This window comes from Streptococcus sp. AS14 (assembly GCF_000286495.1).
Lineage (GTDB): Bacteria > Bacillota > Bacilli > Lactobacillales > Streptococcaceae > Streptococcus > Streptococcus sanguinis_P.
On the sequence record NZ_ALKI01000018.1, the window covers coordinates 125,372 to 150,428 of the forward strand.

Annotated in this window: 20 protein-coding genes; 3 read left to right on the forward strand and 17 right to left on the reverse strand. The window is 42.5% G+C overall.

The window, feature by feature from the left end; translation table 11 throughout:
* Positions 1–38: 38 nt before the first annotated feature.
* The 15 genes from HMPREF1150_RS01370 to nox form a co-directional block, all read right to left on the reverse strand.
* On the reverse strand, positions 39–2,639 hold the full coding sequence (locus tag HMPREF1150_RS01370) for a PRD domain-containing protein (protein WP_009660263.1): 2,601 nt from the start codon (positions 2,637–2,639) through the stop codon (positions 39–41).
* 242 nt (positions 2,640–2,881) lie between these two features.
* On the reverse strand, positions 2,882–4,141 hold the full coding sequence (locus HMPREF1150_RS01365; RefSeq protein ID WP_009660459.1) for a dihydrolipoamide acetyltransferase family protein: 1,260 nt from the start codon (positions 4,139–4,141) through the stop codon (positions 2,882–2,884).
* Positions 4,142–4,154: 13 nt separating this feature from the next.
* On the reverse strand, positions 4,155–5,186 hold the full coding sequence (locus HMPREF1150_RS01360; protein ID WP_004186958.1) for an alpha-ketoacid dehydrogenase subunit beta: 1,032 nt from the start codon (positions 5,184–5,186) through the stop codon (positions 4,155–4,157).
* An 18-nt stretch (positions 5,187–5,204) separates the two neighbouring features.
* Positions 5,205–6,278: a thiamine pyrophosphate-dependent dehydrogenase E1 component subunit alpha gene (locus tag HMPREF1150_RS01355; RefSeq protein ID WP_009660421.1), complete on the reverse strand. Its 1,074-nt coding sequence runs from the start codon at positions 6,276–6,278 to the stop codon at positions 5,205–5,207.
* A gap of 15 nt (positions 6,279–6,293) precedes the next feature.
* Positions 6,294–7,634, reverse strand: coding sequence for a dihydrolipoyl dehydrogenase (gene lpdA / locus HMPREF1150_RS01350; protein ID WP_009660494.1), 1,341 nt, complete (start codon positions 7,632–7,634; stop codon positions 6,294–6,296).
* Positions 7,635–7,840: 206 nt separating this feature from the next.
* A complete protein-coding gene (locus HMPREF1150_RS01345; RefSeq protein WP_009660281.1) occupies positions 7,841–10,084 on the reverse strand; it encodes an ATP-dependent Clp protease ATP-binding subunit in 2,244 nt (747 codons plus the stop codon).
* Between the two features lie 228 nt (positions 10,085–10,312).
* Positions 10,313–11,656 carry an MATE family efflux transporter gene (locus HMPREF1150_RS01340; RefSeq protein WP_009660371.1) on the reverse strand — a complete coding sequence of 448 codons (1,344 nt, stop codon included), beginning with the start codon at positions 11,654–11,656 and terminating at the stop codon, positions 10,313–10,315.
* Between the two features lie 115 nt (positions 11,657–11,771).
* Positions 11,772–12,353 (reverse strand): xanthine phosphoribosyltransferase, encoded by a 582-nt coding sequence (locus HMPREF1150_RS01335; protein WP_009660529.1) that lies wholly within the window; start codon positions 12,351–12,353, stop codon positions 11,772–11,774.
* Positions 12,354–12,422: 69 nt separating this feature from the next.
* Positions 12,423–12,611, reverse strand: a complete 189-nt coding sequence (locus HMPREF1150_RS01330) for a twin-arginine translocase TatA/TatE family subunit (protein ID WP_002906601.1) — start codon at positions 12,609–12,611, stop codon at positions 12,423–12,425.
* Positions 12,611–13,327, reverse strand: coding sequence for a twin-arginine translocase subunit TatC (gene tatC, locus HMPREF1150_RS01325; protein WP_009660330.1), 717 nt, complete (start codon positions 13,325–13,327; stop codon positions 12,611–12,613). Before tatC ends, HMPREF1150_RS01330 begins: the two co-directional genes overlap by 1 nt.
* Complete coding sequence (locus HMPREF1150_RS01320; protein ID WP_009660532.1) at positions 13,320–15,020, reverse strand: FTR1 family protein; 1,701 nt, start codon at positions 15,018–15,020, stop codon at positions 13,320–13,322. Before HMPREF1150_RS01320 ends, tatC begins: the two co-directional genes overlap by 8 nt.
* Positions 14,998–16,206 carry an iron uptake transporter deferrochelatase/peroxidase subunit gene (gene efeB, locus HMPREF1150_RS01315; RefSeq protein WP_009660465.1) on the reverse strand — a complete coding sequence of 403 codons (1,209 nt, stop codon included), beginning with the start codon at positions 16,204–16,206 and terminating at the stop codon, positions 14,998–15,000. The genes HMPREF1150_RS01320 and efeB overlap by 23 nt, the downstream gene beginning before the upstream one ends.
* A gap of 4 nt (positions 16,207–16,210) precedes the next feature.
* Complete coding sequence (efeO, locus tag HMPREF1150_RS01310; protein ID WP_009660262.1) at positions 16,211–17,083, reverse strand: iron uptake system protein EfeO; 873 nt, start codon at positions 17,081–17,083, stop codon at positions 16,211–16,213.
* Positions 17,084–17,198: 115 nt separating this feature from the next.
* Positions 17,199–18,755 (reverse strand): ClC family H(+)/Cl(-) exchange transporter, encoded by a 1,557-nt coding sequence (locus tag HMPREF1150_RS01305; protein WP_009660312.1) that lies wholly within the window; start codon positions 18,753–18,755, stop codon positions 17,199–17,201.
* Positions 18,756–18,899: 144 nt separating this feature from the next.
* The gene (nox, locus tag HMPREF1150_RS01300; protein WP_002900394.1) at positions 18,900–20,276 is read right to left on the reverse strand and encodes a H2O-forming NADH oxidase; all 1,377 of its coding nucleotides are present in this window, start codon (positions 20,274–20,276) and stop codon (positions 18,900–18,902) included.
* 258 nt (positions 20,277–20,534) lie between these two features.
* Between nox and HMPREF1150_RS01295 the strand changes: the two genes are divergently transcribed.
* From HMPREF1150_RS01295 to HMPREF1150_RS01285, 3 genes are all read left to right on the forward strand, one after another.
* Positions 20,535–21,470 (forward strand): FAD:protein FMN transferase, encoded by a 936-nt coding sequence (locus HMPREF1150_RS01295; RefSeq protein WP_009660440.1) that lies wholly within the window; start codon positions 20,535–20,537, stop codon positions 21,468–21,470.
* Positions 21,471–21,640: 170 nt separating this feature from the next.
* Entirely contained in the window at positions 21,641–22,246 is a 606-nt protein-coding gene (locus HMPREF1150_RS01290) for an NADPH-dependent FMN reductase (protein ID WP_009660388.1), read from the forward strand.
* Between the two features lie 17 nt (positions 22,247–22,263).
* Positions 22,264–23,514, forward strand: coding sequence for an NAD(P)H-dependent oxidoreductase (locus HMPREF1150_RS01285; RefSeq protein WP_002921244.1), 1,251 nt, complete (start codon positions 22,264–22,266; stop codon positions 23,512–23,514).
* A gap of 50 nt (positions 23,515–23,564) precedes the next feature.
* Here the strand turns inward: HMPREF1150_RS01285 and sdbB are convergent, their stop codons facing one another.
* The gene (gene sdbB, locus HMPREF1150_RS01280; RefSeq protein ID WP_009660474.1) at positions 23,565–24,140 is read right to left on the reverse strand and encodes a thiol-disulfide oxidoreductase-associated lipoprotein SdbB; all 576 of its coding nucleotides are present in this window, start codon (positions 24,138–24,140) and stop codon (positions 23,565–23,567) included.
* A 14-nt stretch (positions 24,141–24,154) separates the two neighbouring features.
* Complete coding sequence (gene ccdA2, locus HMPREF1150_RS01275; protein WP_009660450.1) at positions 24,155–24,862, reverse strand: thiol-disulfide oxidoreductase-associated membrane protein CcdA2; 708 nt, start codon at positions 24,860–24,862, stop codon at positions 24,155–24,157.
* Positions 24,863–25,057: the final 195 nt, after the last annotated feature.

Consider the following 25,057-nt stretch of genomic DNA (forward strand, 5'->3'; position numbering starts at 1 on the left):
GGTGCTTTTTTATTGGTTTGCTACTCTAACATACAATTTTATAACTTGCGCAGCATCTGAATTAAAACACTAATCTCTGCGTCATCTATAAGAATCTTAAAGCTTCGCTCCACTGTTCGGATGATTTTCCTAACATGCTTATAGTCATCAGGGAATTTTTCGATAACACCAGCAATTTCTTTACTGCCCTTCTTCAGGCATTCTCCTGAAAGGGTTCGCTCCACCAGACACGCAATATGAACAAACAAGCCTATTGTTTGCTCCTCTGTCAGCTGATAATAAAAATCAAATTCATCTAAAATAGCAGGAAGAATCTTTTTAATCTTAGCTAAGGAAGTATAGACAAATTGCTCTTCTAAAAATTGGTAAACTTTCTCATAATCGTAGCTATTTACAGAGGTCGGTACAAACATCAATAATTTATCTAGGTGCTCCTTGGGCTGCTCAAAAACATCTTTAATAGAAATGAAAGGGATACCCATAATTTGGGGGTCGAAAGTTCCAACAAAAGCATGGACTTGATAGGTCTTTCTTAAAGCCATCACTTCCTCAATCAACATCTCCTTATTGGCAACTGACAAAGCAATGACACGGTAACCCAACTTTGAATACTGATCAAGATAGTGCTTTAGCTGAAGAGAACCGCCCTCGCTAGTATAACAGAGTGTAATGATGATTTTTTCCTGGTCCCTATTTTTATACAGCTGATTCATTTCCATATGAAAAGCATGAAAGACACTGTCAATATCATTTTCTATCAAACAACGCCGTGCAATCCCCATGCCAATCATAGTAATGGGAATTTCAAATTCTCTGATCTTAATCAGAGTTTCTTCTCGAATTTTATCCAGCATTTCTTTAATTGATCCCATATCATAGATGACGATGACACCTAAACCTTGGTCTAGCCCCTCAATTCTCTCTTTTAATTTTCGATAGCTTTCCTCTAGAGATTCTTCTAATAGAATATCAAAGCCATACACTTGGTTATTTTTAGTCAGCATTTTGGTTGACTCAGCCAAGGACTTGGCAACCCCTTTACCATGCAGGACGTAGAGCAAGATAGGTCGTAGACTATCTTGTTTCTTTTCGGATTCAATAATAAACATGGTTAGGATGACGATTTCATCTATTGGAACAGCTAGTTGAAATCTTGTTTCTAGTTGTCTGGCAAATTTAGAACATTGTGCATACTCAATTGGATAATCCCGAATCACTTTCACAATAGCATCATTATCCAACTGCCGATTCAACGAGCCTTTCTGCTTAATCATCGCATTGACATGAAGGCTGATGCCATAATATGCCGTCGAATTAAGCTCTAGATTGAGTTCTTTTTGAACAGATAGAACAAAGGCTTGTACCAACTGAATCACTTCAGCAGAAACAATCGTCTCAAGCTGATTAAGATTTTCCAACTCATCTTCTTTCTCGACAAAAGGTTTGTATTCAATATAACTTTGAATATAGTTTCTCACTGCCTCAAAAACATCATCCTGCTCAATGCCTCTTTCTGATAACTGAGTATATTCTGATTTAATTTTGTTATATAAATCATCCGACTCTTGCTCTGAAAAATCCAGCAATCCCAACTCCTTATCATAAATTAGCACCTTACGTTTTCCAATCAATTCATCGATTTTAACTACATTATGACTTCCTAAATGACGAATCCCTTGATAAGGAATGGGTAAATCGTCATTACTGAGTGTTAAATCTTTTAGCTCTGATCTCAGACTTCTTACAAAAGCATTGGCGCAAGCTGTTCGAACTGCATATTCTAATTCTTTTATATTGCTAATATTCGCTGATAGGATGAAGGAATGAATGACATCACGCGGCACTTGAATATCATGCGCAGAATTCTTTGATTCGATAGCTAAAAAGTAATTTAGTAACTCTAGCTTTTCACTAATCGGTCGATTCGGATAAGAAGGCAGCTGGATTACAACAGGAAGTTTATTGGATAAATGTTCAGATAGCTTAGCATTACTTCCGATAATTACCAAACCTTTCTTCTGACGTCTCTTTTGTTCTCCTTCTCTGTGATTCAGCCAGGAAATCAATCTATTTTGATCCGCCGAAGATAGAACCTGTATGTTATCTATAAATAAAATTCCTTCTGCCACTTTCTCAAATACAGACTTCGTCCCCTCTGAGCCAAATAACAACTTCAGCAAATCATCCAGAACATCAATATAGTCTAAGCAGTTAATTTTTTCAAACAACTGAGGTTTACTAATCGCTTGATTTTGAATGGCAAACTCCATCATTTTATTAACGAAGTAAGTTCTACCAGCACCGACCTCGGATAAAATGAGAACTGGAAGGGCATAATTTGGGTATAGAATAGCTGCCTGTGCTAACTGGATGGCTGTTCGCAAACTGCCATTTTCACCTATAATGCTTGGAAAATCCAAAGGATTTTCTACAAATATCTCTTTTAACTTGTATTGAACTGGCCTTGTATTTCCTTTAACAAGCATCCCTTCTTTTACCAATTGATTCAAAATGGTACTCACATTTGAGCGTTGCATTCCTAAAGCAGCAGCAATCACTTTTGTTTCAAGGCCTTGCTTATTATTCTTTAGTAATTCTTGCTCTAGATATTCTAAGACTAGTGTTTTGGCAACCTTCATATTCTACCTCACTGATATTTTTCTCCCATTATCGTCATTCAATTTATCTTATACTGCAGCTTGATTCACCTACTTAGAGCCTTAGAATTTACTCCCTATCATCCTGTCATTTCCTTATCTAAACATTATAAATTGAAGCAAGAGAATGATAGAATATATAAAAGCCAACTGTTAATGAGTGATATAAACAGCTGGCCTCTTTCTTTATCATTCAGGAATGAAATTCTTTATTCATTCTTTTATCAGAAAACCAAGTCGTAAGGAGATTCCAACTTGTCCGCTAAACTGGCTAGAAACTCCGCTGCAGGCTGACCATCTACGACTTGATGGTCAAAAGTCAGGCTGAGCGGCAGGAATTTCTGCTCATAGACCTGTCCTTGGCTGTCAAGAGCCAGCGCCGTTTGCAGGGCACCAACTCCTAAAATGGCCACTTCTGGAGTATTTAGGATAGGAGTGAAATATTCAACCCCTGCTGCCCCGAGATTGGTAATACTGAAGGTTGAACCTGAGTAAAGAGCTGGATCTAAAGTGCCTTTACGAGCTTGGGTGGCCTCTGTTTTGATAGCTAAGCCCAAGTCAGCCAGCGTTAGCTTATCCACGTGACGAATGACTGGCACCACCAGACCATCACTCAGCGCCGTCGCAATACCGATATGAATATCTTCTACTTCCTGATACTGACCATTGAAATACCAAGCGTTGAGCTGAGGGTGATCTTTCAATGCCTTGGCAACTGCCTTTGTCAGCAAAGTCGTGATGCTGATTTCTCCGTTTTCTAGTGGAGAAGCCACCTTATCCTTCATATCCTGTCTAAAGGCCATCAGCTGACTGATATCCACCTTACGGTGCAAGGTCACTTGAGCCGATGTCTGGAGACTGGTCATCATCCGCTCCGCAATAGTCTTGCGCATGCCTGTCAATCCTGCGCCATAGTCAGCCTGACTAGCCGGCTGAAGGATCGCAGAGCTATTTTCAGGTGTTTGGTTTGGAAGCGCCTCTGGTTTATAGTTTTCCACATCCCGTCGGGTAATACGGCCATTGCCTCCCGTTCCTGAAATCATGGAAATATCATATCCTTTTTCCTTAGCAATCTTGCGGGCCAGCGGAGTGATAAAAATACGTCCCTGTTCACTTTTTCCAACAGTGTTGGAACTTGCTGCCACAGTTTTTTCAGCTAGCTGTGGCTCTGAATCAACTGCTCCCTTATCACTTTCTGATTTATTCGCAGAGACTTCTTCCGTCTCCATACCTGGAATAGATTCTCCTGCTTCACCAATCCATGCAATTACTTTCTTGCACGGGACAGTATCGCCCGCCTGACTGATAATTTTTAAAATCACTCCTGCGCTTGGCGCCTCTACATCGCTGGTCAATTTTTCAGAACTGATTTCCAAGACAGGCTGACCAGCAGCTACGGTGTCGCCTTCCTTGACCAGCCAGTTATTTATCAGACCTTCGGTCATTGTTAAGCCTAGCTTAGGCATTACAATTTCTGTAGCCATACTTGCCTCCCTTCTATCTCTTCAGATCATCAATCAATTCTGCAGCAACAGTCAAAACCTTATCAGCATTAGGGATATAGAGCTGTTCCAAATTCACCGCAAATGGTACTGGCACATTTGGCGCGCAGACGCATTTCACTGGGCCGTCCAGATAGTCAAAGCATTTGTCTGTCACTGCTGCTGCAATATCCGTCGCTGTGTTATTATGAGGGTTGGATTCATCAACGATAATCAGCCGTCCAGTTTTCTTGACTGATTCAAAGACAGTCTCCTCATCCCAAGGGGCTACCGTTCTCAAGTCAATCACTTCAACCGAAACACCATCTTTTTCCAAGCGATCCGCTACCTCATAAGCAACATAAAGCATTTTACCGATAGTAACGATAGTGAGGTCTGTTCCTTCACGGCGGACAGCAGCCTTTCCAATTGGAACTGTATAATATTCTTCTGGTACCTCTCCCTTGATACCATAGAGAGTCTTATCTTCTGAATAAATCACGATATTGTCGTCTTCAATGGAAGCCAGCAGTAACCCTTTAGCATCATACGGAGTTGCTGGAACAACTACCTTTATACCAGGAATGGATCCAAAGAGACCGTAATATGAACCCGAGTGTTGAGCTGCAGCCGAAGCTCCTGCCCCATGCATGGTCCGCATTGTCATCGGAACCTTGGCCTTGCCACCAAACATATAGCGCATTTTTGATCCTTGCCCCAGAATGGCGTCAAAGCAGAAACCGATAAAGTCATTGAACATCAGCTCCGGTACTGGACGCAAGCCAGTCAGAGCCATTCCAACAGAAGCTGACACGTATCCGTGCTCTGAAATCGGAGTATCAATCACCCGCTCTCGGCCATATTTTGGCATAAGCCCTTTGGTTACACCCATTACACCGCCCCAAGCATCTTCGTTTTCTTCTTCCAAGTGCTTGATTGTTACACCGCCAGCAATATCTTCTCCCAGAAGGATTACGGTGTCATCTTTTGCCATTGCCTGATCCAGCGCTTCATTGATTGCTTTCATAAATAACAGTTGTCTAGCCATTTGATCAACCTCCTTCTATCAATCAGCAAATACATCTTCCAGCAGAGAGTCGGGACGAGGAATAGGACTGTCTTGAGCAAATTTGATAGCTTCTTCCACATCCTTTCGAGACTCTTCTAAGATGGCATCAAGTTCATCTTCAGTCAAGAGGCCATGCTCGATAGCGTAGTCACGGAAGACGTCCAGAGCATCCACATCAGCCCAGTCTTTTTCTTCACCTTCCAAAGCCTTATACTTCTGCTCATCCCCTTCAAAGTGACCATGATCGCGATATGTTACAGCTTCAATTAAGGTAGGTCCTTCACCTCTACGAGCCCGCTCTACAGCTTCCTTGGCTACTTGGTAGACAGCGAATAAATCCTTACCATTAACCCGAACGCCGGGCATATTATAAGCAGCCGCTCTCTCAGCAATGGTGCCAGACGCTGAAGAATACCATTGCGGTGTCGATTCTGCAAAGAAGTTGTTTTCATTGACAAAGATAACTGGCAGTTTCCAAATTGCTGCCATGTTGAGACATTCATGGAAATTTCCTTCATTGGCTGCACCATCACCGAAGAAGCAGACAGCTACACTGTCAGTTTTCAAATACTTGTTGCGCATAGCAGCACCAGTTGCTAGACCAAAGCCTCCGCCAACCATACCATTGGCGCCGAGGATTCCCTTGTCCAAATCGGCGATGTGCATAGATCCGCCTTTTCCTTTTCCAAGTCCAGTCTCCTTGCCAAAAATTTCTGCCATCATTCCCTTTAAATCACCGCCCTTAGCAACACAGTGACCGTGTCCTCGGTGAGTACTGGTAATATAGTCCTGGTCTGTCAGATTGGCACAGACACCCGTAGCAATCGCTTCCTCTCCGGCATAAAGGTGAACAAAGCCAGGAATCTGTCCTGCAGCAAAGAAACGCCGAGTATTTTCCTCAAAATTACGGATATCCCACATGGTTTTATACATGGTCTTGGCTTTTTCTTTGGAAATCTGCTCCACCTCAACTTCAGTAGCATCATGGACTTTTAAATCGACTAGCTCCGATACAGCCCCTTGGCTTCTTGTTTTGGTCAATAGTTGTGGTAAATCTTTATAATTTGACATATTTTTACCTCCTCATTAATCGTCCTGAACGAGTCTTTTAGCGACTTCTTGTATTAGTTCTGATGTGGTCGGATGAGCAAAGACCGTTTCAAGAACTTGATCCAGCGTTGCTTCGGCCTGCCTCAGCAAAATCAAATTCTGCAGAAGATCTGTACCGTTCGGACCGACGATGACTGCACCTAGCAGAAGATGGTATTGCTTTTCTGAGATTAGCTTGACATAGCCCTCCGTCTCACCTATTGCGATAGCCCGCCCATTATAAGAGAAAGGCAGCTTCTCGACCAGAACATCATAGCCGGCCTGCTCAGCCTCTTCCTTGCTGAGACCAAAAGAAGCTACTTCAGGATTGGTGTAGAGTGAACGGGGAACACCCAGCGGATCAACTGCTTCTTCAGCTCTCCGGCAGATAGCTCTTACAGCCTTTATCCCTTCTGCACTAGCTACGTGAGCCAGCATATAAGATTCCAAGAGATCACCGATAGCATAAACATGCTCTTTGGATGTTTCATAGTATTGATCAATCTTGATAAAATTCCGTTCTGTCAAGGCTAATCCCATATCCTTTGCTAGCTCTAGATTTGGTTTGCGGCCAGTAGCGACCAAAAGATGGTCAAAAGCAACCTGCTCATTCTCAAGCAAGACAGAATTACCAGTTACTTCCTTTATCTGCGCTCCCTGATAAATCATCACCCCCATTTTCTTTAATTTCTTTTGAATCACATGCCGCGCTTCAGCTTCTTCGGTCAAAAGAATTTCCGGCGCAACCTCAATAACAGTGACAGCAACACCCAGAGGAGCCATAGCGAAAGCTAGCTCAATTGCGATAACGCCACCTCCGATAATGACTAACTTCTCAGGAAGCTCCCTCAAGTCAAAAAACGTATCCGTCGTTAGATAGTCAACCTGTTTCAACCCCTTAATAGGAGGCACAAAAGGATAACTGCCAGTAGCCAAAATAACATCTTTACCACTGATTTCTTTACCATTGACGGAGAAGGTTCGGTCTTTGACAAACTTGGCCTGACCTTCTATATACTCAATGCCTAAAGACTTAAAGCTAGCATGAATTCCCGATTGCAAACTGGCAACAACTTGATTCTTTCGGTCTACCAATTTCTCAAAATCAATCCTTTCAAGCTTGCTCTCAATACCATAACGTCTGGCATCTTCCATTGTCAGCAGCCAATGACCGTGCTGGAGATAGGCCTTAGACGGTATACATCCTACATTCAGGCAGGTTCCGCCAATAGACTTCTTTTCTACCACAGCCACTTTCTTGCCCAAACGAGCTGCTTCTTCAGCAGCCACATAACCGCCCGGTCCAGCACCGATAATCAAAACATCATAAACAGACAAAACACTCCTCCTTTCATAAAATACAAAGGGTGCTCCAACAATCAAAATGATTGCTGTCGGCTATAGATACAAAAAGTATCTCATTATTTTACGTATACCTAAGACTCATTTCAAAATCTCAGGATAGAGTCTGCTCAGAAACCATGAACCCCCTTTCTTTGTTTTTCTTTGTATATACATAGTAAGCGCTTACTTTTAGAAGAAACTTATACCAAATAATTAAAATCCAGTTGCCTATCCTTCAAACTGACTTGAACTGTCATTTCAGTTGTTTCCTTATTTTCTACCAAATAACGAGCCAAAGGCGTTTCGAGATAGCGCATAATGCTTCTTTGAATAGGACGGGCACCAAATTCTGGTTGGTAACCTTTCTGGGCTAAAAAAGCATAGACTTCTTCGCTCAGATGAAGCTGAATCTTCTGATGTTCCAACCTTTCCTGAAGTTGCCGAACCATAATTTTTACGATATTGATCATATCTTCTGTCCTCAGAGGATTGAAAACAACCGTCTCGTCAATCCGATTTAAAAACTCTGGCTTAAAGCTATGTTGCAGCAAGGATAGAACTTCATCCTGCGTTTCAGAAGTCAGTCCCTGTTCACTTTTGAGACTTTCCAAAATCTGCTGGGAGCCAATATTGCTTGTCATAATCAAAATAGTATTTTTAAAGTCAATAGTACGGCCTTTAGAGTCTGTCAAGCGTCCTTCGTCCAAGACTTGCAGCAGAGAGTTGAATACATCTGGATGGGCTTTTTCAATCTCATCCAGCAAAACAATCGAATAAAGCCTCCTACGGACAGCTTCTGTCAGCTGTCCTCCCTCTTCAAATCCGACGTAACCTGGTGGCGGACCAACTAAACGAGCTACGGCATGTTTTTCCATGTACTCAGACATATCCAGCCGGACCATTTCCAGCTCATTACCAAACAGCCGCTCAGCAAGGGATTTTGCCAGAGCAGTCTTCCCGACTCCAGTCGGCCCCAGAAAGAGAAAGGACCCAATAGGACGCTTTGGATTTTGAATTCCTGCTCTCGAGCGCAAAATCGCCTCCGAAACCTTTTGAACAGCTTGGTCTTGCCCTACAATTCTCTGGCGCAGGAGCTTGTCTAGATTTAGAAGGTGTTCGCGCTCATTGTCCATGATTCCCTGCACTTTGATTCCCGTTATACGCTCTACGATACTAGCTATATCTTCACGACTGACGTCTGGCTGCTCAGTTTGCGCTTGACCTAGCTGGATTTTCTTAACAGCACACGCCTCATCAATCAAGTCCAGTGCCTTATCAGGCAAATAACGATCTGATAGATAACGAATTGAAAGACTGATTGCTGCCTGCAAGGCTTCGTCCATCAGCCTAACTCCGTGAAAATCCTGGTAATTCTCCCGCAGTCCTTGCAGAATTGTCAATGCCTTATCTTGATCGGGCTCCTCAATGCGAATCCGCTGAAAACGCCCCTCCAAAGCTTGATCTAGCTCGAAGCTTTCTCGATAAGCAGCAAAAGTTGTGGTTCCGATGATATTAATCTGTCCCTGAGCCAAGAGCGGCTTTAAAAGATTGCCTGCATCAAGAGAGCCCTCTGTCCGACCTGCTGTCACGATTTGATGGATATCCTCAATATAAAGAATAATCTTCCCCTTAGCAGCCAGCACCTCATCCAAAACAGCCTTGAAGCGCTCTTCAAACTCTCCTCTATATTTAGTCCCGGCAATTAGTCCGCCTAGATTTAACTTAAAAACTTCCTTTCTCAGTAAATGTTCAGGAACATCATCAGCAAGCAGTCTGCCAACAAACCCCTCTATCACTTTGGATTTTCCAACACCTGGAAAACCTAGGAGAATGGCATTACTTTTCTCTTTCCTACACAGCACACGGATAATATCGTCAATTTCGTCTTTTCGACCAATTACCTGTCTATCGGTCTGGTCAGCCAGCCACTGATTAAAGTTAGTCGCATATTTGCTCAGGGCTTGATAGCGACTCTCCTGACTGGAAGAGACAGCTCGTTTGCCTTGGCGAACCTTATTCAACTTTTTCGCAACTAGCTCCTTATCAATCCCTGCCTGCTTCAAAAAGACAGTTATCGGATTCCTTTGCTGATGAAATAGACAGAGAATCAGGTGTTCTACTGTTACTACCTCGTCCCTCAGTTCCGCCCTCTCAGCCACCGCATCATCCAAAAGATTCTTGAGACGCTGGCTATACTGACGTCCAAATCGGTTCGTTTCCGTATGTGAAAATACAGGAATCTTGGCTAGTTCCTGATTGATGACGCTGATAAATTCATTAATATCAAGGTCCAGACCGGCATAGAATTCCAAAGAAAAAGCCTGAGGCTGGGTCAGCACTGTCCAAACATGCGGAATGTCCACTTGATAATTGTGTTTTTGAATAGCTAATTCCTTTGCAGCATTTAGTACTTCTTGCAAAAGATGGGTATAGTGTTCGGTCATATAGTTTCCTCGCTTTTCTACTGAAAACCAAAGTCAACTGCAAACAATATTTTAAAAATTAACCTATTTTAACAAAAACTTAACTTGATAATCTTATGTTTATTATATCATTTTCACAATCAATATACTAGAAAAAATGTAAGCGTTTTTCATGTTTTAATCTAATTTTAACAAAAGATTGTGAAAAAAAGAGCACTAATTTATCCTAAAGGGACAAACCAACACTCTTTAATTTGTAATATTTTTAGCCAAACGATTAAGCCGCCACTGAAAGAGAATGCCACTCGTCACCAAGCTGGCAATGAGACCAATCCAGTATCCATAAGGGCCTAAACTAGTATAGTAATCTAAGAAGAGCCCCAGAGGCAGCGAAACTCCCCAATAAGCAATCAAACCTAAGTAAAATGGCACCTGAGTATCCTTGTAGCCCCGAAGAATGCCCTGCAAAGGAGCCGCAAAAGTATCTGCTAATTGGAAAAAGAGGCTGTAGGTCAGAAAAACAGATGTCATACGGATAAACTCGGTATCCGAACCATAGAGAGTAGCCACTCGGTCTCGTAAGATATAGAGAAAGAGAAAGGTAAATCCAGCAATTCCCAAGGCCGTCAAGCGCCCAAGTTTACAGAATTTCTTAACATCGTCAGGACGATTGGCTCCAATTTCATAAGAAACGATAATAGACATTGAGGTTGAAATACTCATAGGAAAGGCATACATTAAGTTTGAAAAATTCATGGCCGCCTGATGACTGGCAATGATTAATGACGAAAACTTAGCCATGACCAGGCCAACAACAGAGAAAATCACTACTTCAGCAAAAAAGGTTCCGCCGATAGGCAGTCCAAGTCGAATGCCTTCAATTAAGCCCTTTTTATCTAGCAGTCGAATCTTCCATAGTTCATAGACTCGGACTTTTGGATGTTTGACTGCTACTAACAAGGATATGAGAAGCAAAACCCAATAAGCCAAAGAAGTCCCAAGTCCGGCTCCAGCTCCGCCCATTTCTGGAAAACCAAATGCTCCGTAGATTAGGGCATAATTAAAAGTGCCATTCAAAGGTAAAAGTAAGAGCATGAGATACATGGAAAGCTTGGTCAACCCCAGAGCATCAAACAGAGAACGAATGGTGCTAAAGAGCAAAAGAGGGATAATGCCGAGCGCTAGATACCAAAGATAGTTCTTTGCCACTTCTTCTACCAAAGGCTCTAGGCCAAGGTGAGACAAAACTAGAGGAGCGCCCACAAATACCAAGGTAAATAAAATTAGCGATAGCCCCAAAGAAAGATAAATAAACTGATAAAAATCAGAAGCAATCTTTTCTTTTTTCCCCTGCCCTAAATGGTGCCCGATTATGGGTACCAAGGCAGACACAATCCCTATCAACAGGTCGAAAAATGGAATCCAAAGACTAGTTGCCATAGAAACACTAGCCAGATGCAAGGTGTCATACTGACCAGTCATGGTCGTATCAACAAATGAAGCAGAAAAATTGGCCAGTTGGTAGATCAAAATTGGCAAAAAAATAGAAATAAAGAGCCGCATCCGCTGATTTAAATTATGAGTTTGGTGCATAGAAATCCCTCAAAAACTTTTCCTACCCAAGTAAAATCAATGAGCTTAAATTTTTAAAATATCAACTATCTTTACTATACTATAAGCCAGACAGATAGTCAAAAGGAAAAGGAAATCATATATCTGCCTCAGTAAAGACAACCTGCCCCTTCTCAAAACCTGCGATTCGCGCCAAAGAAAGGACACGATAACCGGATGTTTCCAAAAGTTGACGGCCATTCTGAAAGGATTTTTTAATGACAATGCCAACTGCCTCAACCTGCGCTCCTGCTTGCTCGATAATGGTAATCAAGCCCTTGGCTGCCTGACCATTAGCCAAAAAATCGTCGATAATCAGCACCTTATCATCAGAGTTGAGAAATTTCCCAGCAATCGAAACGGTCGAAGTCACTTGCTTGGTAAAAGAATAAACTTCGGCCGTCAAAATCCCTTCTGTCATCGTGATGTTTTTGGCCTTCTTAGCGAAAATCATTGGTAGACCCAGTGCCTCTGCTACGTAGACAGCCGGAGCAATTCCAGAAGCCTCAATGGTCACTACCTTGGTAACTCCTGCATCCTTTACCGCCTCCGCAAAGACCTGACCAATCTCTTTCATCAATGAAAAATCAACCTGATGGGTCAGAAAAGAGTCAACTTTCAAGATATTTTCACCTAAGACTTGTCCATCTCTGAGAATTCGTTCTTCTAATGTTTTCATTTGTACTCCTTCCTTTCCAAAATCCATCTTGATTCTAGCAGAAAAAGCACAGATATCCGTGCTTTTCCTTTACTCTTTTTCGTTTTTATTCTCGGTCTTTTCTTCTTCTCCAGCATGATTAACTGCTTTTTTGAATTCTGAAAACATTTTACCGATAGATTGCCCCAGTTCGGGCAGGCGTTTTGGTCCGAAAATAAGCAGGGCTCCCAGAACAATAATGATTACCCCAGGTACTCCGATGTCTTTTAAAAGTCCCATTAGTTTCTCCTCATTGATTTTCTTTGATAAATGATGCGACTGAGCAAGATGCTGACTTCATAGAGCAAAATCAAAGGCACTGTCATAGACAGATCGCTGATAAAGTCGGCCGGTGTCAGGACAACAGCTAAAACTAGCAAAATGAAGTAAGCGTATCGTCTATATTTTACCAAAAATTTCGGATTGAGCAAACCAATAGAAGTCAGAAAGGACACAAGAACAGGCAGCTCAAAAAGGCAGGCAATCGGAATAGTGGTATGAAAGACGAAACTAAGATAATTCTGCGCTGTCAGTCGTGTCTCAAAGAGGCCCTCACCCAACGACAGCAAAACCTGCAAAATAGCTGGAGTTACAAAGTAAAAGCCGAAAGCCAGTCCCAGAACAAAACAGAGAAAGGTAGCTGGGATATAAGCGAAAACAGCCCGAGCTTCATTGGCCCGTAAAGCTGGTCGAATAAACTCCCAGACCTGATAAACAAGAAATGGCAAGGTTAGGGAAAAAGCGACCAGACTAGCCAGACTGATATAAATCCAAAGGATATCATCCGGCCCCAGCACCAGCAGCTTCTGCTCAAAATTACTAGTCAACCATCGATAAATATCAGCCGAAAAAAGCAAGTTGGCCAGAAAAACTACGAAGAAGCAAGCCAATACCGCTAGAAAACGCCGTCTGAACTCAATCAAATGCTCAATAATAGTCTGCTCTTTTTTATCCATGCTGCTGCTCGCTTTTCTGATTTTTAAAGCTAACATAAACGACTAGCAGGATAAAGAGGGCCTGACTGACAACTACTTCCAGGCTTGGATAAATCCCCATCCAGTCTACGGTCACAAAGCCATTGATTAGGTGAGTCGGTAGGATATTGGTCAGCTGAAGGGCATGGATGCTGACGCCCAGCATTTTAAAGGCCAAGGCATAGATTAGCCAAGTCAGCCAGAAGAAAATGCTGTGTGGTTTGAGAAGACCAGACGCCTTGCTCATGATAAAGGCTAGCAAGACCAAGACTAGAACGGCCAAGCCGATTCCCAAAAGAAAATCAGTCATAGTGATGCGCGGCAGAATTCCTGCATAAAAGAGGATAGTCTCAGCCCCTTCACGGAAAACTGCCAGAAAGCTAAGAGCAAACATGGAAAGAAAACTGCCTGTGACTGTTACAGCCTTCATTTGGCTTTCCATAAAGTCATTCCATTTCTCAATAGATGCCTTGCTGTGCAGCCAGATACCAACTAATATCATCATGGCGACAGCGAAAATTCCCACTGCACCTTCAATAATTTCACGATTGGATCCGGAAGCAACTGCTGGGAAAAGAAACTGCAACAAAGCTGCAATCACAGCGCTGGCTAGAACTCCACTCGCTGCCCCGGCATAAACCCATTTGAGCCCTTTTTTCATCTTAGAGGCTTTCAGAGTCGTTATCAAAGCCATGACAATCAAGAGCGCTTCTACACCCTCACGCAGCAAAATCAGCATAGCATCAAAGAAATGATAGGAAGCTGTCGTGTCAATCTGGGACAGCTCACTAATCAAGGATTCTAGCTGCTTTTGATACTTCTCTTCGCTCCCCTTGACCATAATAACAGGCGTCTGACTCTCAACCTTGGTATAAAGTGAAGGATTATTGACACTGACATCTCCTTCAATCGTTGGCCAAATGGTGATGAACTCTTTCATCTTGGCAGCAGCCTTTTTATCATCTCCGCTTTGAAAGAGACTCAAAGCCTCCTCTAGCAGCTTAATCCCATCTTTCAGCGTTAGATTGCCAGCAGTTTCTTGGACTTTCTCTCCTTTGACAAAATTATCAATGGCAGTTTTCAAATCATCAAAAGAAGACTGAATCATATCAAAGTCAGTAGGCTCCGTCTCAATGGCGCTGCGCAGGAATGAAATAGCTGTTTCTACCTTGCCATAATGAGCTGTGCTGTTGTCTCGCACCACGCTTTCATTGGTAGTCCAGGTGCTATTCATCTTCTTGTATGCTTCTCGTGTCGCTTCTAAATCCTTAGCACTAATAGCCTTTTGTAGATTTTCAAATTTTGGCTCTAGCTTACTGAGAAGCTTCTTTTTCTCAGCCTCTAAGTCGACTGGATTCTGCTCTTTCTCAAATTTCAAAAGGGCAGAAGAAATCTGTGTCAGCTTATCCTCAGTCACCTGACCCGATAAGTCTAGTGTCTTGCTTACCTCTTGTCCCGCTGCTGAGTCATGATTAGTCACCTTTTCAAAGTCAGTCTTGATTTCTCCGACTAGCTGCTCGGCTTTTTCCTGATCTTTCTGCTTGACGGCAGTGCTGGCATCAGTGATTTTGACGAATAAACTGCTGTAGCTCTCGTCCGCCAAAACCGGCTTAGCCAAAAAGATCAGCAAGAGCCCCAAGACAAGTAAGCTTTTATTCAAATAATTTTTGACCAAGGTATTCTCCTTTTTTCACTCCACCAAAGCAGGCAAACAAGCCACTGCCAATATGCGTGATGTATTCATTCATCTTATCTTGAGCGCCTAGATTAGTCAGAACTTTGACAAAGCTGTCAGGATCTTTCTGGAAGGAAAGAAAGAGTAAGCCTGTGTCGAACTGACCAGTAGTTTCATCAATCCCATCCGAGTAAGAATAAGACCGGCGATATATAGGCTTATCAACCTCCTTGGCCAGACGGACGTGTGAATCCTCTGGCAGCAATTTCAAGTCAACCTCATCAAACTCGTCTTTCTTGCCAAAAGGCGCTCCGCTATCTTTATAGCGGCCGAAAGTGTTTTCCTGCTCCTGCAGATTGGTCCGGTCCCAGGTCTCAAGGAACATCTGGATCCGGCGGACAGCCATGTAAGAGCCGCCCTGCATCCAGTCCTTGCTATCGCACCAAATGACCTTGTCAAAGTCTTTTTCCTTGGTCACATTGGCTGTGCCGTCCTTAAATCCAAAGAGATTACGAGGCGTTGACATCCGGTCTCCGATAGCTGCAAAGCCTGACTGACTCCACTTCATAGTGATGGCATTTCTCCCCTTGCGGACCAGATTGCGGACCGCATGAAAGGCTACCTGCTCATCATCCGCGCAGGCCTGGATGACAATATCGCCACCCGTATATTTTTCTTTAAGCTGCTCCTTTGGAAATGGCGGCAAATCACGAAAAGCTTTAGGTCGTTTGTCTGACAAGCCCATTTTTTTCAGAAAAGAGGCTGAGACCCCAAAGGTCAAAGTCAATCGATAAGGGTTGAGACCAACAGTTTCTCCAGTATCCGTTGGCGGCAAAAGAGCATTGGAATTATCTTTTTTGACCAATTCTCCATTTACCAACTTCTCGCTATAGGCTGTCCAGTCCTTAAAGAGCTGGATAATGGCTTCCCTATCTGTCGTATGCAAATCCAACACAACAAAGTAGATATTCTTCTGCATTGGAGTTGTGATCCCCGCCTGATGCTCCCCGTAAAAGCTGATTTCTTCCTCACCGTCAGCGAATTTCTTATCTTCCTTGGCCTGATTAGCGAAAAAAGCAGATGCACCAGAGACACCCAGTGCAAGACCAGCGCCTCCAATCCCTGCTTTTTTAAGAAATTCACGACGATCCATCTTTTTATTAAACCATTTTTCGTCGTTTGTCATATGATTACTCCCCGTTTAGAATGACTCCCATTTGTGAAAGAGGCTCACCCAGTTTGGTCACAGCTTCCGCCAACTCTTTGGTGTCTTCTTTTGTCAATTCTGTATAGAGTTTGTAGTTTTCAGAGTCAGTCATGTGCTTGTCTAAGAGACTATTGACGTTTTTAAACTCAAGTTCCAAGGTCTTGACGAGTTTCTCGTCCTTATCCTTAATCAATGGCTTAAAGAGCTCAAAAATCTTTTCTGCTCCTTCAATATTTGCTCGGAAATCATAGAGATCTGTATGAGAGAAAACTTCTTCCTCACCTGTAATCTTGCTGGTCGCTACTTCATTGAGCAAGTCAACAGCGCCTGTCAGCATCATATCCGGCGTCACTTCAACTGTTGCGATTTTAGCTTTTAGCTCCTTAATATCATTGACCAGCTGATCGGCATAGCTTTCCGTTCCCTTGGTCGTATTTTGCTCCCACATGATTTTTTCGATGCGGTGGAAACCAGACCAGCCTTCTTCAGTCTTGTTTTCATCCACATAGTCAACTAAGCGGAAGTCAATTTTAACATCTGATTCACCAAAGCTCTCAGCAATCGGTTCCGAGCGCTCGTAGGCCATACGAATAAGCGGATATTGCTTTTTAGCCTCATCAAGCTTGCCTTCTTTAAGGGTATCACGAAATTTCTCCGTATCTGTCAGGAGCTGATCGATTTGTCCTTGGACAAAAGATTTGTAATCCGCTGTCGCCTTGTCCAATTCTTTCTGATTGACAGCCGTTTGACTGCTAGATGCTTGACTGCTTGAGTCAGTCTTATTTGAAGAATTGTTGGCTGCACAGCCAGTCAGTAAAATTGCCGTTGAAAATAGGACAATGCCAATTTTTTTCATGGTGACTCCTTTGTTTTCTCTCTGATATGAGATTATTTCCTGTAAATTATACCAGTTTTTCTCTTATATTTCAAGAAATTGTCTGACAATTTAATCAAAAACTATATTTAGACCGCTAAAGCAGTGCTTCTTTAACTTTCCCGATTTCCGTCTTTTTCAGCACCAAGTAAATCGTATCTCCTAGATAGAGTCGCGTGCTACCATTGACCGTTTGAGTCTTTCCCTTGTGGACATTCATGGTAATCAAGACCCCATCAGGCAAGTTTAGCTCATGCACCTGCCGACCAGCAATCTTTTCAGAAACAGGGATTTCAATTAAAGTAGTATCTCCTTGGTCCTCGATACTATCTGGCAACATTTTTTCCAGCATGGCTTCATAGACTGGCGCTCCTTTTAGCAGATCCATGATAATGTAAGCAGTCAGAGTGACCAGTCCCAGCGGCATGAGATTACGGATGTCACCGACCATCTCTGTGACCAGAATCATAGCTGTCAGTGGAGCCTTGGAAATAGCTCCAAAGTAGCCACTCATGCCCAGAATAATGAAAATCGGAAATTGCTCCTGAGAAATCAAACCTAACTGAAGACAGACTGCCCCCATTGCTCCGCCCAGAAGTGAACCCAGAGCAAGGATAGGCAGAAAAATACCACCTGGTAGCCCGCTTCCGTAACTCAGCATGCTCCAGATAAAACGCAGAACAAAAAATAAGAGCAAGGTTCCCACAGTATAATGACTAGCAGTCAAAGATAAAATCAACTGATTGCCCCCGCCCAGCAAGTGAGGCAGGAAATAACCAATCGGAATAATCAAGGCAAAGGCCAGAATAGGATAATAAGCTTCTGAAATTCGAAACAAGCGCCCCAAAAACTGGTAAACCTGCTGAATATTCAAAATGACTTTCTCATAAATATAACCTGACAAACCTAGCAGCAAGCCCATGACTAGGTAAATCCAATACTGCTCCAGCTTCATGACCGGGATATTATCCGGCATGTCCAGCACTGGCGTTAGGCCAAACATGGAGAGTGAGACAAAGTTAGCAACTAGACTGGCCGCCAGCGTAGAAACCCAGAAAAAGCGTGAAAAATGACGGTAAACCTCTTCTACTACGAAAAGCAGGCCTGCGATTGGTGCATTAAAAGCTGCTGCTAAGCCTGCTGCTGCACCGCTAGCAATGAGCGCTCTCTCCTCAGCAGCACTCAAATTCAGAAATTTAGAGACGCCTTTGCCGCTCATAGCGCCTAGCTGAATACTTGGTCCTTCTCGACCCAACATCAGACCGCTAGAAATGGCTAAAATCCCCAATACAAACTTCTTCCAGAGAACACTCCACCAAGAAAGTGACATCAGGCCTTTCAGCGCTGCTTCAACCTGCGGAATCCCTGACCCCTTAATGTTTTTCTCCGACTTTACCCAGCGAGCGTTGAGAAAGACGATGAAAGCATAAAAGAACACCAAGGCCAGTAACCAAAGCAAAGACTGCTGACTCCTATGGTAGACATCCTGCACTAAATGAAAGATTTTTTCAATCAGAAAGCGGAAAATCCCGACTACCAGTCCAGCAAAAATCCCAACTAAGACACCTCGCAAAACCTGGGAAATAATCGAATGAGTTGTGAAGTTAAATTCTCTCTTAATATCGTCCTCTTGCGAGATAGACTCTTTTGCCATTCCCAATCTCCTCTAAATTGTTACTTTACCAATATTCTAGCACAAAGCAAGCCTGATAAACAGATGAAATATAAATTTCTTCTTTCAGTTTTCTTTTTACAGGCTCTACAAAAAAGTCTGGAAATTTATTCCAGACTCATTTTCTTATTTTGCTTTCAAAGCTGCTTGAGTAATGTAGTTGTACGGTTTGTTGAAGTGTGGCAGGAAGAAGAGATCCAGCAAGGCCAATTTATCAATTGTAACCTTTTCCTGAATGGCCAATGAGAACATGTGAATACCCATAGACATATCTTCTCTAGAAACCATCTGAGCTCCAAGAACTACACGCGTGTCCTTATCATAAACAATCTTAATTGTAACATCGTGGTGTTCAACTTTTTCAAGGAAGGTTGGTTTTTGAGTATCTTTAAACTCGACTACAGCTGGGCTGTAACCAAAGCGTTTTGCTTTTTCTTCAGTTAGACCAGTTGAAACCATCTTCAAACCAAAGATTTCGATACCGTTAGAACCTTGAACACCATTAGACTCCAATTCATGTCCGCAAGCATTATGAGCTGCTACGATACCAGAGCGCAGGGCGTTAGAAGCCAAGGCGATGTAGTTTGTATCATTGATAGAGTTATCGTAGACAGTCGCACAGTCACCGATTGCATAAACATCTTTGATGCTAGTTTCTTGCTTCTTATCCACCAAGAAAGCACCATTGCGGAATGTTTCCAGCTTGCCAGCACCAAGACCAGTGTTTGGACGGAAGCCAACTGCCAAGACAACCATATCTACATCATAGCTAGCCTTATCTGTTACAATGCGTTCTACCTTGCTTTCACCTTCAATAGCCTGAACAGTTTGACCAAAGGCTAATTGAACACCATTATCTTCAAGATTTTGACGCATCATTTCAGACAAGTCGTGGTCATAGTAACCCGCCAAGCAAGTATCCACAACGTCGATCAGAATCACTTCTTTACCAAGGCGTTTGAAGGCTTCTGCCAACTCAACCCCAATGTAGCCAGCACCTACTACTGCCACACGTTCGATATGTTTGCTCTTGTCTTGCAATTTTTCAATAACATCTGCAGCATTTTGATACAATTTAACAAACTGCAGATTTTCCAAGGTTGACTTAAATTCCCGACTGTTAGGATCCATTTCAGCACCTTTAATCGGAGGCAGAATTGGCTGAGAACCTGTTGCCAAAATCAATTTGTCATATGACTCTACATGCTCTTTACCGTCTACAATAGCTGTAACTTTTTTCGCATCATAATCAATTGACTCAACTGGTGAATTCATATAAACTTTTGCGCCTTTTGCTTCAAAAGTTTCTTTATCTGCATAAAAAAGTCCATCTGGCTTGCTGATTTGCTGTCCAATCCAAAGGGCCATTCCGCATGCCAAGAATGAAATGTTTGAGTTTTGGTCAAAAATAACTACTTCGTTTTCTGCACCATAATTGTCCAACATTGTATTAATACACGCTGTACCTGCGTGGTTTGCACCAACTACAACGATTTTACTCATAAGAATAGTCCTACCTTAATTTATAATTTACTAGACCAGTATATCATCTCCTGTGAGCGTTTACAAGAAATTTGCTCGAGATTTTCAAAAATTCTTATACAGCCTAAAAAGCTATACTACCGCTGTCTCATCGCTTCGAAAATACAGCTTTGTGCGAAAGTTAATTTTCTGAAAATATAACAATTTTAAGATTGTGAAACCGGTATCTTTTTGGTATAATAAGGTCAGAGAGGTTAATTTTAGAAAGGTTGTGATAATGTGGACTTTGCTTCTCGCTCGCTTCATTTGATGGGGTCTACAATTTGCATCTCTCTCTATCATGAGCGAGCGGAAATACTCTTAGATGAGGCGGTCCAACTGCTTCATCTCTATAAAAATCGCTTCAGTGCCAATGATGAAGACTCTGAACTTATGAGTATCAACCATCTGGCAGGAGTTAAAAGCGTCTCAGTTCATCCAGAGCTTTTTGAACTGATTGAGCTGGGAAAATATCACAGCCTAGCAGAAGGCAGCCACTTAAATATCACTATTGGCCCTCTCGTTCAGACCTGGCGGATAGGATTTTCAGATGCCCGTCTACCAAGTAGGGAGGAGATTCAGCAAGCTCTAAGTCTGACCGACCCAAACTTGCTTGAGGTGAATCCAGAAGATTGTAGTGTCTTTTTGACTAAGAAAGGCATGAAGCTGGATTTAGGCGCCTTGGCTAAAGGCTATATCGCTGATAAGATTAAGGACTATTTGCTAAGTCAGGGAGTAACTTCTGCTCTTATCAATCTCGGTGGCAATGTCCTAACGATTGGGCAAAATACAGTCAGTCAGCGCGCTTGGAGAATTGGCATCCAAAATCCCAAGCTGCCACGTGGCAATCACTCAGCTATACTAGCTGCCACCAATCAGTCAGTAGTCACATCAGGAATTTACGAGCGAACCCTTACAGTTGAAGGACAGAACTACCATCACATTCTAGATCGCAAAACAGGCTATCCTATCGAAAATCAATTGGCTAGTCTGACCATTGTTTCAGACAAGTCGGTAGATGGCGAAATCTGGACGACTCGTCTATTTGGTGAAAGTCCGACATCAATTCTGTCCCAGATTGAACAGCAAGCAGGGATTGAAGCCTTGATAATCACCCAAGACAGTCAGCTCTTCTGTAGCTCAGGTCTTTTAGAACAGATAATTCCTGCTTCTTAATTCTCAAAAGTGATGAATTCGCTACAGCACTAAGCGGTAACTCTATCGCTCTAGCTTTTATAAACAATGCCCATTTAAAACGCCCTCTTTTTCTTCAGGTTTTTACTTGCCTTAAGAAAAATAAATGCACCTACGAGGGATTTGTATCTTCATTTCAGAAAGGAAATTTTATGTTAAAACTTATTGCAATTGTTGGAACAAATTCTAAACGTTCTACAAACCGGCAACTTCTTCAATATATGTCTAAGCACTTTGCTGACAAGGCTGAAATCGAGCTGGTAGAGATTAAAGATATCCCAATGTTTAATAAACCTGCAGACAGAAATGTGCCTGAATTGGTATCAGAAATTGCCAAAAAAATAGATGCTGCGGATGGCGTACTTATCGGTACACCTGAGTACGACCACTCTATTCCAGCTGTGCTCATGAACGCCCTAGCTTGGCTTTCTTACGGAATCTATCCATTGCTGAACAAGCCAGTCATGATCACTGGTGCTTCTTATGGTACACTTGGCTCCTCTCGTGCACAGTTGCAGCTCCGTCAAATTTTGAACGCTCCAGAAATCAAGGCAACTGTCCTTCCAGATGAGTTCTTGCTTTCGCATTCTCTTCAAGCTTTTGACCAAAGCGGAGACTTGGTAGATCTTGATGTTGTCAAAAAATTGGATGCTATCTTTGATGACTTCCGTATCTTTGTCAAAATCACTGAAAAATTGCGCAACGCACAAGAATTGCTTCGCAAAGATGCTGAAGAATTTAACTGGGAAAAATTGTAAGATAGGAGACCGAAAGAATGAAATTTGTTGGAATTGTAGGATCAAACTACGAACAGTCATACAACCGAAAATTATTGGAATTCATCCGCCGTCAGTTCAAAATCAAATTTGAATTGGAAGTCTTAGAAATCGATGAGGTCCCAATGTTTAACCAGGATGAAAAATGGGATGAAAGCTTCCAGTTGCGTTATTTGTATAACAAAATCACACGTGCAGACGGTGTCATCATCGCAACTCCTGAGCACAATCATACTATCAGCGCTCCTTTGAAGAGCGTCTTAGAATGGCTCTCTTACGAGGTTCATCCTTTCGAAAACAAGCCTGTCATGATTGTCGGTGCTTCTTACTATGACCAAGGAACTTCTCGTGCTCAAGTTCACCTGCGTAAAATCCTAGACGCCCCTGGTGTCAATGCTTACACTCTTCCAGGCAATGAGTTCTTGCTGGGCAAAGCCAAGGAAGCTTTTGACAATGACGGCAATATTACCAACGAAGGAACTGTGAATTTCCTTGAAACATGCTTAGATAACTTTATCAAATATGTAGAGGTCGTTTCAAAATTGAAAAAGCCAAAACCAATCGAACCTGAAGACTTGGACTGCGGAAAACCAATCGCTACGACAATTACAGAAGTTGATCCAGATGATCCAGAATGGGTGGAAAAAGTCGCTGAAATCACTGGAGCTGTTTCTGGTGATACTTATGTCAAACTTGACCATGGTATCTTGACAGTTAACCAGATTGATATGTTCTTGAAAGCTATGCCATTTGAATTGACATACGCTGACGATAACAACCAATTCCTCTACTACAACAACGCCCACCAAGACCCAGACACCATGTTTGCCAAACGTGTGCCACCTCAATCAGGTAGCCGCATGTCAACTGTTCACGGCTCTCTTCCACCAGCTAGGATGAAGAATGTAGAGTGGGTTATCGGAACACTTCGCAACGGAAACCAAGAATACGTACGTACAATCGTCCCAGGTTCACCTGCAGGCGTTATCAATACCCACAACTACCAAGCTATGTACTATCCTGACGGATCATACGCAGGTATTAATGAAATTGTCTTTAATTTCCAACCATGGCTTGACTGGTACTTAAAAGAAACTGGTCAACGTTTGGTTGGAGGCAGCGGACCATTTGCTCCTGCCGGAGGTCATGGAGACGCAGACGCTACTTCTGGTGCTTCTGATGCCGGAGGTGATGGCGATGGAGGTCACGGAGGCGGAGGAGCCGATGCGACATCAGGTGCTAGCGCTTAATTACCTTACAAACTAAAAAAGAATGGATGATAAGTCCATTCTTTTTCGCTTTATTTCATTTCCTTGAAAGCTGCTTCTGCATCAGCATTACTGATAGCTCCAAACTGGATTTTACCGATTTTCCCTTGACTGTCAATGAGGATTTCAGTTGGGATGCTACGAATCTGATAGGCTTGGAAAATTTCTCCTGAAGTGTCAAATAGAACTGGTACATCTTTATAACCTTGTTCTTGAAACCATTTTGGAAATTCCTCGACTGACTTCTCTCCTTGGAGACCTGGTGCTACAACTGTCAAGATTTCAAAATCACGATCTGTTTTACCAGCCAATTCGACCAATTCTGGCATACTCTTCTTACAAGGTCCGCACCAAGAAGCCCAGAATTTTAGATAAACCTTCTTGCCTTTATAGTCAGAAAGTTTGACAGTTTTTCCATCCATAGACTGCAGAGTAAAGTCGGGAGCCTCTTGACTGACAGCTGCTTGAGTGACTGCGCTTGTCTGAGCTGTCTCACTAGACGAACTGCTGGTTGTGGGCATAGTCATAGGTTTATCCTCCTGCTCCGAGCAGGCTGCCAAAAAAGCTACTGCTGAAACAGTTGCTAATAATGTAACGATTTTTTTCATATTTCTTTCTCCTTTTATCCAAAAAGTCCAGACAGGGCGTTGAGCTGTCCTAGCATCAGCAGAATTCCCATCAGAATAATCAGGGCTCCGCCGATTTTCTTCATCAGGCCCATATAAGGCTTGATTTTATTGAAATACTGCATAACAAAGCTAGATGCCAAAGCTAAGATTAAGAAAGGCAGGGCCATTCCTAAGGTGTAAATCAAGGTCAAAATTGCTCCCTGGAATGCACCATTCCCACCCGAAGCTGCTAAGGCTAAAACTGAGCTGAGAATGGGACCAATACAAGGAGTCCAGCCAAAACTAAAGGTAATCCCCAGTAAGAAAGCAGACCAAAAATGATGTTTCTGACCGTTCTTTTTGAAAGTCAAACTCTTTTGAATCTGTAACTGGCGAATATTAATAAGCTCCATCTGGTGCAGACCTAGCAGAATGATGAGGCCACCCATCACATAACGCAAGGTTGGACTGTAAATAATAGTTCCTAAAAATCCAGCCCCAAACCCTAGCAAAAAGAAGACTGTTGAGATACCCGCAATGAAAAAGAGTGTTCTAACCATTCCCTGCCAAGCAAGCTCTCGGCCGAATACTTTCAGGGTCTTGACCTCCTTGTCATCCAACAAAATGCCAATATAAACCGGCAATAAGGGAAAAATACAAGGGGAAAAGAAGGACAAAATACCCGCTAAAAAAACTGAAACAAAAAATAAAGGTGACTCCATTTACTCTCCTCTAACTCCTTACCTAGGATATTCATTCATTTATCATTATAAATGAATCTTATAGATTTTTCACAAATCCGCTACGGTAATTTTCTGGTAAACATAATGTGACTAGGAAAATAGAAAAATTCGCTTGATGAACAGCAAAATCAGTACATTTTTTCAAACAGTAAAAAGCCGGAGAAAATCCTACCG

What these genes read in the sequence shown, in the direction of transcription:
- HMPREF1150_RS01370 (WP_009660263.1), bottom strand. Translation starts at nt 2,639, where the DNA reads ATGAAGGTTGCCAAAACACTAGTCTTAGAATATCTAGAGCAAGAATTA.
- HMPREF1150_RS01365 (WP_009660459.1), bottom strand. Translation starts at nt 4,141, where the DNA reads ATGGCTACAGAAATTGTAATGCCTAAGCTAGGCTTAACAATGACCGAA.
- HMPREF1150_RS01360 (WP_004186958.1), bottom strand. Translation starts at nt 5,186, where the DNA reads ATGGCTAGACAACTGTTATTTATGAAAGCAATCAATGAAGCGCTGGAT.
- HMPREF1150_RS01355 (WP_009660421.1), bottom strand. Translation starts at nt 6,278, where the DNA reads ATGTCAAATTATAAAGATTTACCACAACTATTGACCAAAACAAGAAGC.
- HMPREF1150_RS01345 (WP_009660281.1), bottom strand. Translation starts at nt 10,084, where the DNA reads ATGACCGAACACTATACCCATCTTTTGCAAGAAGTACTAAATGCTGCA.
- HMPREF1150_RS01340 (WP_009660371.1), bottom strand. Translation starts at nt 11,656, where the DNA reads ATGCACCAAACTCATAATTTAAATCAGCGGATGCGGCTCTTTATTTCT.
- HMPREF1150_RS01335 (WP_009660529.1), bottom strand. Translation starts at nt 12,353, where the DNA reads ATGAAAACATTAGAAGAACGAATTCTCAGAGATGGACAAGTCTTAGGT.
- HMPREF1150_RS01330 (WP_002906601.1), bottom strand. Translation starts at nt 12,611, where the DNA reads ATGGGACTTTTAAAAGACATCGGAGTACCTGGGGTAATCATTATTGTT.
- tatC (WP_009660330.1), bottom strand. Translation starts at nt 13,327, where the DNA reads ATGGATAAAAAAGAGCAGACTATTATTGAGCATTTGATTGAGTTCAGA.
- efeB (WP_009660465.1), bottom strand. Translation starts at nt 16,206, where the DNA reads ATGACAAACGACGAAAAATGGTTTAATAAAAAGATGGATCGTCGTGAA.
- efeO (WP_009660262.1), bottom strand. Translation starts at nt 17,083, where the DNA reads ATGAAAAAAATTGGCATTGTCCTATTTTCAACGGCAATTTTACTGACT.
- HMPREF1150_RS01305 (WP_009660312.1), bottom strand. Translation starts at nt 18,755, where the DNA reads ATGGCAAAAGAGTCTATCTCGCAAGAGGACGATATTAAGAGAGAATTT.
- nox (WP_002900394.1), bottom strand. Translation starts at nt 20,276, where the DNA reads ATGAGTAAAATCGTTGTAGTTGGTGCAAACCACGCAGGTACAGCGTGT.
- HMPREF1150_RS01290 (WP_009660388.1), top strand. Translation starts at nt 21,641, where the DNA reads ATGTTAAAACTTATTGCAATTGTTGGAACAAATTCTAAACGTTCTACA.
- HMPREF1150_RS01285 (WP_002921244.1), top strand. Translation starts at nt 22,264, where the DNA reads ATGAAATTTGTTGGAATTGTAGGATCAAACTACGAACAGTCATACAAC.
- sdbB (WP_009660474.1), bottom strand. Translation starts at nt 24,140, where the DNA reads ATGAAAAAAATCGTTACATTATTAGCAACTGTTTCAGCAGTAGCTTTT.
- ccdA2 (WP_009660450.1), bottom strand. Translation starts at nt 24,862, where the DNA reads ATGGAGTCACCTTTATTTTTTGTTTCAGTTTTTTTAGCGGGTATTTTG.